Here is a 12,590-nt window from a genome sequence, read left to right on the forward strand (position 1 = left end):
TCAGGTTTCCGGCGGGATCAGCTGAGCTGCCCTCGCAGGGCCGCTTTAGGCGCTGAAGTCGAGCAGCTTGTAGGCGTCGTAATCCATGATGCCGCCGCCGACGCGCTTGGTGATGTAAAACAGCACATTCGGTTTGCTGGTGTACGGGTCACGCAGAACGGAGATGCCGACGCGATCCACCACCATGTAGCCGCGATGGAAGTCGCCAAACGCCACGGCATAGGGGGCAGAGCCATCGGACATATCCGGCATGTGTTCCGCTTCTGTGACCGGGAAGCCCATGAGGCTTGGGTCGGCACCGGCTGAGACAGGCGGCTGCCAGAGGTAGTTGCCCTGCCCGTCTTTAAGCTTGCGGATTGCTGCCTGTGTTCTGCGGTTGAATAGGAAGCGGGCGTTGCGGCGGATTGCGGTTGTGACGCCATAGATCAGCGAGATGAGCAGGTCGCCACCGTTTTCGGATGGAAAGGCACCATCGTATCCCGTTTTGATGGACCCGATGGACATGCCCGTATCCTCAAGGCTCTCGTGAACCGGGCCTGTCAGCAGGCCCTGCGGCTGGGTGGTGCCATTGCCGTTGATGAAGGCAGCAGATTCCTTTTCCGCAAACATAGTTTCTACTTCTTCTGCAAGAATTTCCCCGATATTGACCGCCGCATCATCCAGCAGGGTCTGGGTGACTGCAGGCAGAGCGGAGAGCTCGAAGATCTTCACGTCGCGCAGGGCAAACTTCATGGGATTGGTGGGGGTGTCACGCGGATCGGTTTCTCCCTCCCAGTCAGTCGCGGGATTAATCAAAACCACAGGGCGGCGGTAGGAGGAGCCGGAGATCTTGCGATTTGCGGCGATGGAGCGAATGGGAGACAAAGCGGTGATGCGGCGCAGGATATCAGTTTCCAGCTGCTGCGGCACCAGATACCCCCCATCAGCAGGCGTGCCGGAGGACATGGCTTTTTGTTCCAGCAGTTTCAGGCGCGCTTCCTGCCCCTCACGCATATAGGTATCAAACGCAGATTTATGTTCCACATCGGTCGTGGGTTCGCCCGCAGCTTCCGAGGTTGAGCGCGGCAGGCGCTGGGATTTGAGCTGGAGCTCGGTCAGGTGGCGCAGTTGTCCGTCGATGATCTCATCCAGGCGGGAAAGCTTCTCATCGAGCAGCACATCTGAACTTGATTTTTGCTCCAGCTCCGACAGGCGGGTATCGTTCGTCTGGGTGTACTCGACGTAAGCGTGGTTGAGCTCACCAAAGCTGTTAAAGGCCTCCGGCGTGTTCATGGCAGGCGAAAATTGTGCTGTCGCAACTCCGGTTACTGGAGATTGAGCCGCGGAGCTTGCAGCTTCTCTGGCGAAGTCTTTGGTTTCCAATGTTGGATTACATGTGTTTTTCATAGGATTATTTTCCTTAATGCGCACATAAAAAAACTGCGGCACCACCGGGACACCACAGGCAGATAAAGTCAGGTTGTCTGGTTCCTCAGGAGACCACGGTCAGGCGAGCTGACGGCAACAGGGGGAACGTGACCAGCGAGATCTCCCAGAGATCAACTGCCAGCACATCCCGGCGTCCGGTTTTGGCATTGCGACTTGCACGGCGGGTTTTAAAGCCGATAGACAGTCCATCAAGAATGCCTGCCTGCACCATTGCGATGGCTTGCCGACCCTGGGCGATGCCGGGAAACAGCAGGCCCTTTACAAAGAGGCCGATCCCGTCCTCCTGAATGTGCAGCCATTTGCCGATGGGATTTGCCGGATCGTGCTGCCAGAGCATTTTGACGTCGGTGAGTTTTTGCTGTTGCAGTGAGCTTTGGAAAGCTCCTTTGCGCATGACATCGCCGCCCTGATCGCTCAGTTCAAATCGGCTGGCGTAGCCTTCAATGACGATGGGGTGATCTGTATTCAAATTGAGTGCCTCCCTCTTTCAGCTGGGATTTGGTCTTACTGCCGGAGTTTGGCACCTCCTCCTTGGCGCTGCGGCGCTCGCTTAAAGCCCCGGCAAGTGCCTGGGTGAAGTTGGCGAAGGTGTGGGCCGGTGGTTCTCTGCGCTTTTCGGAGAACTGCTTTTTACACTCCTCGAGCGCTGGTTTCTTTTTGAATTCTCTCATCACCACCTTACTCCGGACATTTCAATTTTTCTCAATATTTTAAAAGTGCCTAATTCAGGCTTCCAATCGCAGCAAGCTGTTCAGTTTTTCCAGCTCGCACATGAACTCTTCAAAACGGCGATTGAAGCGGATGACCTGCTTTAAGGCCCATAAAAGCATGGAGGTGGAGGTGCCTGCCCAGGCACCAAGCGCCACGTGGGCGAGGTCTCCATTTGCCGCGAGCGTCGCCATCAACTCAGTCATCATTGCCCTCCGCTCCGTAACCAACGGCGATGCGCTTTTCATCGCGGGAGAGGAAGTCGGCGGCGGTGATGCGATCCCATAGAGCCTTGCGCTCCTGTGCCAACGCTTCCACGGAATCAAGGTCCAGTTCCAACCTGAGCTGCTCGCCATAGGCGGCAGAGAGCCAGCTGGAAAGTTCAGAAAGAACCCGTGCCGCAAGCGGCACCACGGTGAGGCGCCAGAAGGCGCGGTTGGCTTCCTGATAATTGGCGTAGGTGTTGTCTCCGGGAATGCCGAGCAGCATGGGTGGCACCCCGAACGCCAGAGCGATTTCACGGGCGGCGACGTTCTTCAGTTCGATGAAGTCCATGTCCTTTGGCGACATGCCCATTTGCTTCCAGTCCAGACCACCTTCCAGCAACATGGGACGGCCTGCATTTCTCGCTCCCTGATAGGAACTCTCCAGCTCCTCCTTCAGGCGGTGGAACTGATCGTCGGTCATGTTCATGGCATCACTTGTGCCGTAGACCAGTGCACCGGTTGGGCAGGCGGCGTTGTCGAGCAGAGACTTGTTCCACTCGCCAGCGGCGTTGTGAATGTCGAGGGCGATTTGTGCGGCCTCGATGGGTGCGAAACCGTAGTGGTCGTTGAGCGGGTTGAAGAGCTTGATGTGGAGCACGGGCTGGATCTTATCGCTGGCGTTCTTGCGTAGCTCCACCTTGCGACCGGCCACCTGATACTCGTAGGCCTCCACCCAGCCTCCATCATCCACCAGCACCTTCATGCGGTCCGGTCGCAGTGCGTGGAGTTCTTGTGGAACACCGTCCAGCGAGACCGCCTCCACATAGGCGTTGCCGGAGACCAGCAGGTAGCCATAGACTTCCTCCAGAAACGAGCGCCGCGTTTGGATTTGGGTGGGTTGGTTGAGCAACTCCAGCAGGGGATGGGCTTCCAACTCCTGTTCGCCAACCTTCAGAATGATAGAGACGTTGGCGGCGGCCTCGGAGATTAGGCGTACACATCGGTAGGCGATCGTGTTTCGCAAATATCCTTGATTTATCAAGGACTCATAGTTGCGCGGAGTCCAGACGGCTCCCTCGCCAAACCGCATGAAGGCGACGGATTTGGCTCGTGAGGCTTTGCGCTCGGCAATTGGTGAGAAAACTGTATCAAGAAGTTGCCTTAACCTCATGAGATCATTACCCTTCTTGCTTCAACTTAATGTTCAGACTCAAGCTTTATGTCGCGCAGCGGCTATCCTCACAAACAACTTAAGGTTTGCGGCGTAACCTTTGACACTAAAAGGTTTTTGGCAATTATAGGTATCTAGGAATTTATTCCTTCGACCTAAAATTGCAGGAGGATTCTTCGTTTTAAAGTTTGCGCAGGCGTGGTTTGCCCGCTGGCCGCCGGTTGAGTTCGGTGATGGCCCAGACCAGCGCATCGAGCCGGTCGGGTGATTTGCCACTACTCAAACCACCAGCTCCGAAGTCGGCCAGCTCGTCTTCCAGCTCCGGAAACACCCCGCAGTGATGGACGCGGCCCTGCTCGTAAAGTAGTGCAACGGGCTCTGCCCTACGTCGCTTGCTTCTTGTTGCGTGGACCGATTTTACTGGCACGCTGGCGTCCACACTTTCGATGACCTCACGCACCATTTCGCCACCCTGATTGACTTCCGCCAGAAGGCAGTTGGCCTCCAATTCGTGATAGAGTTTGATGGCCTGCTCGGCCCATAACGCCGGGCGCAGGCCCTGTGCGGTTCGGTCTCTTAAGACAAACATTTCCGCTGTCTCATTGATCCCGACCGCAATGATGCCACACGCATCTGCGGACTTGCCGGATGTGGCGGGCGGATCGATAGCAACCACGATGCGCTTTAAGTCAGGCACCTGTCGCAGCCTGCCAGCCTCGAACCATTTGCGAGCAAACAGGGCATCCTCACGGTCTTCAATCAGCTCGCCATCAAGCTCCTGACGGCCCAATCTGGTGCCGCCATATCGCTCAGCCATTTGCTCCAGAAAAGCCTCTGCCAGAAAGGCGGCATTGGCTTTGGTACCGGCCTTTGTCACGACGGTCCTTTTGTCCTGCAACAGCAGCTTCAGGAGCGGTGTGGACTTGGGTGTCGTGGTTACAAGTTGCTGCGGGCGGCTGCCGAGGCGCAGGCCAAACTGGAGCATATCAAAGGTCTCTATGGCGTTGCTCCACTTACCTGCTTCATCACACCAAGCGGCATCAAACTGTGGTCCGCGCAGTGCCTCCGGATCCTCAGAGGAGAACGCGCGCGCCACCGCTCCGTTGGGCCACTCCAGACGGCGACGTGATGGGTTCCACTGCGGTTTTTGTCCGGACGGATGGACCGCGAGCAGGCCGGAAATGCCCTCAATCATCACCTCTCGCACATCGGCGTAGGTTTGCCCGACCAGTGCAATATTGCCCGCTGCGGGGCCTGCCCACCCCTCCCCGTTCACCTTGCTGCGGACCCACTCTGCCCCTGCTCTGGTTTTGCCTGCACCGCGCCCGCCCATGAGCAGCCACGTGGCCCAGTTTCCGACAGGCGCGCGCTGATGAGCGTGCGCAAACAGCTGCCAGTTATGTTGAATAAATCTCAACTCTTCTTTCGTCAGCGACGCGATGAAGTCATTCAGTTTGCCCTGCGCTACACAGGCTTGCAATGCGCTGCGAAAGCTGTTGTCGCATCTGGTCATCACTCACCTCTTCTGAATTAGCCGCAGTGTGGGTGTCCTGCAGCTCGATCAGCATATCCAGTGTCTTGGCGAGACTGGTGATGGCCTTGGCGGTCGCATCCATCTCCCCTGCTGCGGACTGCGGATCACCGCTCAGCTTTTTCAGTCTGGCCTCCAGCGCACTGATCTGTTTTTCAAAGGCGGCGTAAAGGCGGGCAATCATACGCTTGCGCTCTTCGGGCCGAGAGCTGGCGAGCTCCTGTGCCAGTTGCCATTTGCGCAGCCAGCCTTCACGATTGATCTTGGTGGAGATTGTACTTGCCGGCAGGCCCGTTCGGCGGGCAATCTCGGCAATGGAAAACGGCTCTTCTTCCACCATGCGGCGGACGACTTGCCAGACTTCGGTGGGCACACGCAGCCGTGTGGCCTGCTCATCTTCCTGCTCGGGGTCTTGCTGTTCTGACATCTCCCCTCCTGTCACTCAGGCACAAAAAAAGCTGCCCGTTGAAACAAGGGACAGCTGGTCAGAGATCTTAAAATGTTGTGCGGTTAGAAAGTGAAAAGTTGCCTTTAGCGGCTCACTCACACTTTCTCTAGCATGCCAAAACACTAGCAAAGCAGCGCTGCGATGTCAAGATTATATTCCTAGCGCTTGGTACCCAAAGACGCATGGACACTTATCCCCGTTCCGCGCTAGGATTGCGTGTAATTCAATTTTGAATAAAGAAAGAAGTAAAGCTTTGATGGGACACTCAAAACGCGCAGAGCGATGTGGCCCTGCGCTGGTTGTGTTGCTTTTAAAGTTTTGAGTTATACCCGCTTCCCCCTTGTGGAGAAGTTCCTGAGATTAAACGTAATTTGCAGGATCAGTCCTTGGTATATTCTTCATCCGGCCAGTCGACGAGGTAGTTTTCGTAGTCCTCTGGCTCCATACCATCTTCACTGATGGTTTTGTCTTTTGCGGAGATTCCGGCGTCATGAACGCTTTGCGGATCTTTTGAGACAAGAGGATGCCACCAGTACAGGTCCTTGCCTTCACGGATCAAACGATACGCGCATGTTGGCGGTAACCATTTCAAAGTTCTTACTGTTTCTGGCGAAAGCTGAACGCAATCGGGCACAGTTTCAAAGCGCCGTTCATAGTTTTTGCACCTACATGTGGTTCCATCGAGCAGAGTGCACGCGACGCTTGTCCAGTAGATTGCGCCAGTGTCCCAATCTTCCAGCTTGTTCAGGCAGCAGCGTCCACAACCATCGCAGAGGGACTCCCATTCTTCGGGGGTCATCTCTTCAAGGGTTTTCGTCTGCCAAAAAGGGCGGTGACTCTCAGAGTTTACGGATACCATTTATGTCGTTCTCATTGCAAAATCCGATGGGAATATCGCGAGTGGGTCGTTGCAAGTTTTTCGGTTTGGTTCATAGTTCCCCCCTGTGTCATCAGGGGTGTGACCGGTACTACGGGTAATCAGTTTGGAAGAGAACTCTGATAACAGCGAAAAGCAGAATGTCACGGAAAATTCTGCCGATACTGTGAAAAAAAAGGGTAAGGGGCGATCTTTTTCGCTCCATGATCTATCTCAGCGCATGCTTGCAACCGATGCATGGCTGGATTCTGCGCTCTTTCACACGTCACAGTGGCTTGGCGCCTTCTTTCGCGAATACTCTGCCTTCATGCGCCGGTTTGCACCGCGCGGGGCTACCAAGTTCATTGCGGGACTGGCTTCCGAGGGGTTGACCTATTGCGCCTTCGGGTTCCTGATCCTGCTAGCCTTCGCGCAGCCTGCCTTTAAGGAGACGGAGCGCTCAGACTGGAAAACGACCTCCGACTTCTCTGTGAGCTTTTTTGACCGGTTCGGAAACCCGATCGGCAAACGTGGCATCTTGCTGAACGACAAAATTCCGCTGGACGAGATTCCTGACCACGTGATCCAGGCCACCCTTGCGACCGAAGACAGACGGTTCTTTCTTCACCTGGGAATTGACTTTGTTGGTACCTTTCGCGCGATGGTGGAGAACGTGAAAGCGCGCTCTGTTGTGCAGGGTGGCTCGTCAATTACACAGCAGCTCGCAAAAAACCTGTTCCTTTCAAACGAACGCACATTACAACGCAAAATCAAGGAAGCTTATCTCGCCCTGTGGCTTGAGATGAACCTTTCGAAGCGAGAAATCCTCAAATTGTACCTTGATCGCGCCTACATGGGCGCGGGGACATTTGGCGTGGCGGCTGCCTCTGAATTTTACTTCGGCAAAGACGTTCGCGAAATTTCGCTTGCAGAAGCTGCAATGCTAGCAGGGCTTTACAAGGCACCTTCCAAGTACGCCCCGCACAAAAACCTGCCTGCCGCCCGTGCCCGTGCCAATGAAGTACTGACGAATATCGTGCAGGCTGGCTTCATGACCGAAGGACAAGTTATTGGCGCGCGGCGTAATCCGGCAGACCCCATTGACCGGACAAAAAGCCAGGCGCCGGATCATTATCTCGACTGGGCCTACGAAAAGGTGAAGGAACTTGCCGCGCAATACCCGGAGCTTAGTACCGACAGGGTAATATCTGTTCGCACCACCCTTGATCCCGGGTTGCAGCGGGAAGCGGTTGAACAGGTTGAAAGCACGTTGCGCCAATACGGCAGCCGCTACGGTGTTGAAGAAGCGGCCATGACAGTTATCACCATCGACGGCGCTGTTCGCGCCATGGTGGGTGGACGTGACTATGATGAAAGCCAGTTCAACCGTGCGACCGATGCGCTACGCCAACCAGGCTCATCCTTTAAGCCATTCGTTTACATGACCGCCTTCCTGAACGGCTATGAGACCGAGAGTGTTGTTCGTGATCGGCCCATCAACATTGGCGGCTGGAGCCCGCGCAATTATACCCGTGGCTATGCTGGTCCGGTGACCCTAAAGACGGCGCTTACAAAGTCAATCAACACCATTCCCGTGCAGCTGGCGCAGGCAATCGGGCGTGATAAAATTGCGACCACTGCCTATATGATGGGCATCAACAGCGAACTGAAGATCACCCGTGCCATGCCTCTTGGGGTTGGTGAGGTGACGGTGCTTGATATGACAAGCTCCTATGCCTCGTTTGCCTCCGGGGGGATAAAGGTTGATCCATACGCTGTTCTGGAGCTGCGCAATTCAAAAGGCGAATTGTTATATAGTCATGACCGTGATGCGGGGCCAGCCCTGAGGATCCTGCCATTTGATAAGGTGGCAATGATGAACGATATTCTGGTCAATGTGGTGGAACGTGGCACGGGCCGCCGCGCCCAACTGGAGGGTATTACGGCAGCGGGCAAGACGGGCACAACACAGGCCTACCGGGATGCATGGTATGTGGGTTATACGGGCAATCTGGCCGCTGCGGTCTGGTTTGGCAACGATGACTTTACGTCCACGCGCCGCATGACCGGTGGTAGCCTGCCCGCAATGACCTGGGGCAACTTCATGAAGGTGGCACACCAAGGATTGGAGCTGAAGGCTATGCCCGGTGTGGAGGCGCCTCCAGGCAAGGACGTTATTGCCGCCAACGGGCTTACGGATCACGAAGAGACAGGGCCGCCGGAGCAGCTCAACAAGACCTCACAGCAAGTTCTGGAAGCGCTTGGGAAACGGCTGCGTTCGCTTCCATTCAACAATTTTTCTCAGTCAAACGTACAGGCCCGTTTGGGTTCTGACGCTCAGGCGGATATGACTTATACCCGATGACACATACCCCGCACATGCCTTTGGTGGCTGTTCCTGAACCGGAAACCACCCAGATTTATGACGGAGAGACCTCCTGGCAAAAGCCTTGGCCGCGTATTTCGCCATTGCTTTACAAAGCGCCGTTTTTCTCGTTTTGGCCTTTTGTACTCTCTATCGTCATTGCGTTGATTGTGGGGATAGGCAGTGCCTATCTTTCGCTGAACCGTGGTTCTCCGTTCAGCGCGCTTGAGAGCGGCGTCTGGGTTGGGCATCCACATGCGGGAACGATTGACAGCGACCCTTACAGTACAGCGATCTTTGCACGCACGGGCCGTGTTCCGCTGGGGAGCGGTGAAGGCATTGCGTTCTACGCCGCTTTTGATGACAGCGGACGGGTGCTAGATCCCCAATGTCATTACAGAATTTCCGGCAGAGTGCCTTCCACACGGCTTTGGACGATCACTGCACTGAACAATGCATTGGAACTGCTTGCAACGGATGCGGGACGAGCCTCGCTGCACAGCCATGGTATGCTCATGGATCACACAGGGACATTTTCGATAGACGTTGCTCCTGAAGCGCGTCCGGGAAACTGGCTGCCAACCGGGGGGAATAGCGGACTGGTGTTTGCCATGCGGCTCTATGATATTCCCTATACGACCGGTGCCGGTTTAAGCGCGCCTGTGATGCCTGCCGTTGAATTGGTGGGCTGCAAATGAACGACCTCCTCAAAAAACTGCAGGACTTTTACATCTCGCCTCGATGGATTTTGTGGGGCATCGGCGGATTGCTGGTCGCGGGGATAATTCATGTGTCGATCGTCTTAAGCGTTCCAGGCTATGTTCCTGACTCGCCCTATGACAGGGTTGGCGGTTTTGGTGCGGACCGGAATTTTCAGGTGCTTCCACCAATCCTTCCACGAAGTGAACCGCTGCCTGATCTTGATCCATCTATGCGCCATGCGATCTGCCGTTATTCCCTTGAGAACGGCCCGTTGATCATCAACACGTATGCCCCCTCGCCGTTCTGGTCGCTGGGACTATTTAATGAAAATGGGCAGGTGACTTACAGCCTTAATGACAAGACTTCGGAGGGCGAAGCTGTGCGTATGCTGGTACTGACGCCGCAGCAGCTTTCCATCTTACGCGAGAACCCGCCTGATGATCTGGAAGAGATGATTGTTGTGGAGACGGATGAACTGAAGGGCTTTGCGTTGTTCAGAGCTTTTGTGCCATCCAACGCGTATCTGCCACAAATCTCGCAGGCTTTGCACTCAGCGACTTGTTCCGACCTGCCACGGATCTAGAGCAAACTTCCCCCTATTTTTGCGGCGCTGGTCTTTCCAGTCCCCATCCTGTGAAGATGCGTGATGTTTTGGCGATCTGTTCTTCGCGAGGTTTCTCAGGCGCATAACACTTTGAGGGCAGCTCTTCATAGGTCCGGCGGAGCTGTTCATAGGCCTTGGCTGCGTCCCACTGTCGCCGCGCTGACGGGGTCTCCACTTCCAGGGCGTTGAGTGCAATCTGGTAGGCTTGCAGGCGGCGTCCTGTTGCGCCCAGAACCCAGTCCACAAAGGACTTATTCTCGTTCACTCTCGCCTTTACTCCCGTTGCAAACTGCGGATTAACGTCCTGTTGGCGCGCAAGAGCAGCCTGACGTTCTTGGTCCGTAATCAGCACCTGCTGCGCAATCTTACAAAATGGCAGTAGCAGCTTTTCATCCGACTTCATGTCGTTGATTAAGCGATTATAGCGCGTTTCGCTGGAGCGGTATTTATCTGAGCGTAGATAAATATAATAGATTGAAGGGTTTATGGTCGCGTATGGATCTTTCAGAAGCCCCTGCCGTTTCAGCTGAGCCTTACTAGCGCCAACCCAATCTTCAGAGTTGGGCGGAACAACAAGGGTCCACCCGCGATCTCTCAGCTCTTTTTCCTGATCGGTCTGGTTGAGATTGGAGACATTCTGCTTTTGGGAATAGCGATAGAGCATCCCCGCATCTTCCGCAACGCGGTCATGCAGGACATTGGGCGCGGCCCGCCCAAAATCTCCGGTCGGCCTGGAACAGGCGCCGAGCAGGATAGCGGTTGAGGAGACGACGAGAAGAGACACCATCAAGGATGGTTTTGAGCTGGACCTTGCTGCAGACCAGGATCCATCGCGTGTTGTGCGCGCAAAGGCATCACCTTTGTCGATCAAGCCTGATTTCCTGACTTCGCCCATGACTCTCAATCCCATTACCTCAGTACTGGGAATACAGGCATTGAACGCAGGATGCTAGTCCCTCTCGTATTCCGAGTATTCTTCTACAACGCGAATAATACCAATACGATTGTGGGAGACTCTTCCTGTAGGTAGGTGCTGGACCCCCGGGAACATGTGAATTTGCGCCGATGGAGCCTGTCGATCATAAGCGCGGCGTATCTGTATTGGCTGCCTTCGTGACCGCTCAGTCACAAGATCATGAAGTGTACCCATCGTTCCGTCCTCTGGTGCATTTGCTGGTCAATTTTCTGGCTCCTCTCCCCCACAGTTAAGCTGAGTTTCGGTTAATGAGATGTAAAGCATTTACTCTTAAATCTAACTAGTAATTCTGCTCGATGTCAGATGCACCGCCTCTATTTCTGGCAAGAACACGCACCATCAATGGCTCATTTTGCGTACACAGGTTCCTTCAGTTATGGAAGACAGGTCTCAACTACTAATTGCAGCAACGGAGGCTTTTGCTCAGTCTCGCCACTCTCACGCAAGCTCTCATATGTATGAGGAGTTGGCACTGCAGCAGCTGTCGTTGGTATCGGCAGCCAGCCGGCTGAAGGTCGCGCAGTTGCTATGTCCGATCACCTATGCTCCGGAGGCCGTGTTGAAAGCACTTGCAAATGACCATGACCAGAACATCGGTGACTACGTGAGTTCCAATTTCAAGAGCCATAGTGCATCTCAACTCCGCGCCAGTCATTTGGAGCAGTCCCAAAGTGATTTAGTGAGACACTTCTTGGAGAGTGCGCCAATTTCTTCCAACTTGGATCTTGCTGCAAGTTTGACGGGACCTTCTGCATCAGAAGACGCAGTAGAAACTCTTGCCCAGAATGAAATCCAGGAGCTTGTGCGCCGTGGTCTGAAATACGGGCACACTAGTATGATTGACCAGCTGGCACAGGCTTGCGGGCTGACGGCGGATCAGGTTCATCAGTGCTGCGCCCACGCCTCTCCGGATGGGTTCATCGTTCTGCTCGTTGGGCTTGGTGTTCCAGCGCGGTTTGTGGATCAATTGCTGGTGCGTTTTTGGGGTACTCTCATCGATCTAAACAGCATGAGGGACTTGCAACAGTCGGCAGCTGGCATTGACCGGAAGGTCGCTGGTCAATTGATCCGCCATTGGAGCAAGACGGCAGTACAAGCCAGTTATCGCAGTGTTTTTGAGAGGACAGAGACTGCAACACGTGACCTGAAGACACAGGGTGCCTCTCTCACACGGCCGACACATAATCATGCGGAACTGGCAACGTTAAAAGCGTGAGAATAGATCCTCTGGACCCGGCTCTTTTGGAAGAGACAGGAAGCTTCGAGCATCTTTATCTTCGACCTCAACCACCCAGAAGTCAGGGTCCATGCGCTCTTCTCGGGTAAGCTTGGCTTCGATGTCCTCACGGGACGCCTTTTCCAAAAGACACTCAAATTCCCGATCCAGCGGCTTTTCTTCGTCGAAAAAGGATTGGGGTGCAGGGCCATAAAAATCGTAGGTCGAGTCCAGCCGATCAACAATGATGAATATGGCGCCTGCCTCTTGAGCACCCTTGCGGCGTATGCCTGCAAACGCGCCCTCTGCAAAGCAGCGGCGTGTATAAGCGGCGACCCAGAATTCGGAGGTTACTCGCATCCTACTATCTTTCTTACAG

General features: G+C 54.8%; 14 protein-coding genes. 4 read left to right on the plus strand and 10 right to left on the minus strand.

Annotated features, from left to right (window positions below; genetic code table 11):
• Positions 1-45 precede the first annotated feature (45 nt).
• The 8 genes from IE076_RS02180 to IE076_RS02215 all read right to left on the minus strand — a co-directional run bounded on the left by IE076_RS02180 (position 46) and on the right by IE076_RS02215 (position 6,351).
• A complete protein-coding gene (locus IE076_RS02180; protein ID WP_189434954.1) occupies positions 46-1,386 on the minus strand; it encodes a phage major capsid protein in 1,341 nt (446 codons plus the stop codon).
• 85 nt (positions 1,387-1,471) lie between these two features.
• On the minus strand, positions 1,472-1,897 hold the full coding sequence (locus IE076_RS02185) for an HK97 family phage prohead protease (protein WP_189434956.1): 426 nt from the start codon (positions 1,895-1,897) through the stop codon (positions 1,472-1,474).
• A complete protein-coding gene (locus tag IE076_RS02190; RefSeq protein WP_189435643.1) occupies positions 1,869-2,099 on the minus strand; it encodes a hypothetical protein in 231 nt (76 codons plus the stop codon). The genes IE076_RS02185 and IE076_RS02190 overlap by 29 nt, the downstream gene beginning before the upstream one ends.
• A 54-nt stretch (positions 2,100-2,153) precedes the next feature.
• Entirely contained in the window at positions 2,154-2,342 is a 189-nt protein-coding gene (locus IE076_RS02195) for a hypothetical protein (protein WP_189434958.1), read from the minus strand.
• The gene (locus IE076_RS02200; RefSeq protein ID WP_189434960.1) at positions 2,335-3,513 is read right to left on the minus strand and encodes a phage portal protein; all 1,179 of its coding nucleotides are present in this window, start codon (positions 3,511-3,513) and stop codon (positions 2,335-2,337) included. Before IE076_RS02200 ends, IE076_RS02195 begins: the two co-directional genes overlap by 8 nt.
• Positions 3,514-3,694: 181 nt before the next feature.
• Entirely contained in the window at positions 3,695-5,026 is a 1,332-nt protein-coding gene (locus IE076_RS02205; protein ID WP_189434962.1) for a DNA-packaging protein, read from the minus strand.
• Positions 4,959-5,471, minus strand: coding sequence for a hypothetical protein (locus IE076_RS02210; RefSeq protein WP_189434964.1), 513 nt, complete (start codon positions 5,469-5,471; stop codon positions 4,959-4,961). The genes IE076_RS02205 and IE076_RS02210 overlap by 68 nt, the downstream gene beginning before the upstream one ends.
• Positions 5,472-5,871: 400 nt before the next feature.
• The gene (locus IE076_RS02215; protein ID WP_189434966.1) at positions 5,872-6,351 is read right to left on the minus strand and encodes a YcgN family cysteine cluster protein; all 480 of its coding nucleotides are present in this window, start codon (positions 6,349-6,351) and stop codon (positions 5,872-5,874) included.
• A 124-nt stretch (positions 6,352-6,475) separates the two neighbouring features.
• Between IE076_RS02215 and IE076_RS02220 the strand changes: the two genes are divergently transcribed.
• From IE076_RS02220 to IE076_RS02230, 3 genes are read left to right on the plus strand one after another with little or no spacing between them, the layout of a single operon-like run.
• Positions 6,476-8,713: a transglycosylase domain-containing protein gene (locus tag IE076_RS02220; protein ID WP_189434968.1), complete on the plus strand. Its 2,238-nt coding sequence runs from the start codon at positions 6,476-6,478 to the stop codon at positions 8,711-8,713.
• Positions 8,710-9,411: a DUF1214 domain-containing protein gene (locus tag IE076_RS02225; protein WP_189434969.1), complete on the plus strand. Its 702-nt coding sequence runs from the start codon at positions 8,710-8,712 to the stop codon at positions 9,409-9,411. The genes IE076_RS02220 and IE076_RS02225 overlap by 4 nt, the downstream gene beginning before the upstream one ends.
• Entirely contained in the window at positions 9,408-9,998 is a 591-nt protein-coding gene (locus IE076_RS02230; protein WP_189434971.1) for a DUF1254 domain-containing protein, read from the plus strand. Before IE076_RS02225 ends, IE076_RS02230 begins: the two co-directional genes overlap by 4 nt.
• Before the next feature lie 13 nt (positions 9,999-10,011).
• Here the strand turns inward: IE076_RS02230 and IE076_RS02235 are convergent, their stop codons facing one another.
• Entirely contained in the window at positions 10,012-10,914 is a 903-nt protein-coding gene (locus IE076_RS02235) for a hypothetical protein (RefSeq protein WP_189434972.1), read from the minus strand.
• Between the two features lie 457 nt (positions 10,915-11,371).
• On the opposite strand from IE076_RS02235, the gene IE076_RS02240 reads away from it, so the two are divergent.
• Positions 11,372-12,211, plus strand: coding sequence for a hypothetical protein (locus IE076_RS02240; protein ID WP_209008762.1), 840 nt, complete (start codon positions 11,372-11,374; stop codon positions 12,209-12,211).
• On the opposite strand, the gene IE076_RS02245 is transcribed toward IE076_RS02240, so the two are convergent.
• On the minus strand, positions 12,200-12,571 hold the full coding sequence (locus IE076_RS02245; RefSeq protein WP_189434973.1) for a DUF1491 family protein: 372 nt from the start codon (positions 12,569-12,571) through the stop codon (positions 12,200-12,202). The two genes, IE076_RS02240 and IE076_RS02245, sit on opposite strands and share 12 nt — an antisense overlap.
• Positions 12,572-12,590: the final 19 nt, after the last annotated feature.

Source organism: Pseudovibrio japonicus (genome assembly GCF_014651595.1).
Classification (GTDB): domain Bacteria; phylum Pseudomonadota; class Alphaproteobacteria; order Rhizobiales; family Stappiaceae; genus Pseudovibrio; species Pseudovibrio japonicus.

Excerpts from the sequence above, each read along its gene's own strand:
- IE076_RS02180 (WP_189434954.1), bottom strand. The coding sequence starts at position 1,386 with ATGAAAAACACATGTAATCCAACATTGGAAACCAAAGACTTCGCCAGA.
- IE076_RS02190 (WP_189435643.1), bottom strand. The coding sequence starts at position 2,099 with ATGAGAGAATTCAAAAAGAAACCAGCGCTCGAGGAGTGTAAAAAGCAG.
- IE076_RS02195 (WP_189434958.1), bottom strand. The coding sequence starts at position 2,342 with ATGACTGAGTTGATGGCGACGCTCGCGGCAAATGGAGACCTCGCCCAC.
- IE076_RS02200 (WP_189434960.1), bottom strand. The coding sequence starts at position 3,513 with ATGAGGTTAAGGCAACTTCTTGATACAGTTTTCTCACCAATTGCCGAG.
- IE076_RS02205 (WP_189434962.1), bottom strand. The coding sequence starts at position 5,026 with ATGACCAGATGCGACAACAGCTTTCGCAGCGCATTGCAAGCCTGTGTA.
- IE076_RS02210 (WP_189434964.1), bottom strand. The coding sequence starts at position 5,471 with ATGTCAGAACAGCAAGACCCCGAGCAGGAAGATGAGCAGGCCACACGG.
- IE076_RS02215 (WP_189434966.1), bottom strand. The coding sequence starts at position 6,351 with ATGGTATCCGTAAACTCTGAGAGTCACCGCCCTTTTTGGCAGACGAAA.
- IE076_RS02225 (WP_189434969.1), top strand. The coding sequence starts at position 8,710 with ATGACACATACCCCGCACATGCCTTTGGTGGCTGTTCCTGAACCGGAA.
- IE076_RS02230 (WP_189434971.1), top strand. The coding sequence starts at position 9,408 with ATGAACGACCTCCTCAAAAAACTGCAGGACTTTTACATCTCGCCTCGA.
- IE076_RS02235 (WP_189434972.1), bottom strand. The coding sequence starts at position 10,914 with ATGGGCGAAGTCAGGAAATCAGGCTTGATCGACAAAGGTGATGCCTTT.
- IE076_RS02240 (WP_209008762.1), top strand. The coding sequence starts at position 11,372 with ATGGAAGACAGGTCTCAACTACTAATTGCAGCAACGGAGGCTTTTGCT.
- IE076_RS02245 (WP_189434973.1), bottom strand. The coding sequence starts at position 12,571 with ATGCGAGTAACCTCCGAATTCTGGGTCGCCGCTTATACACGCCGCTGC.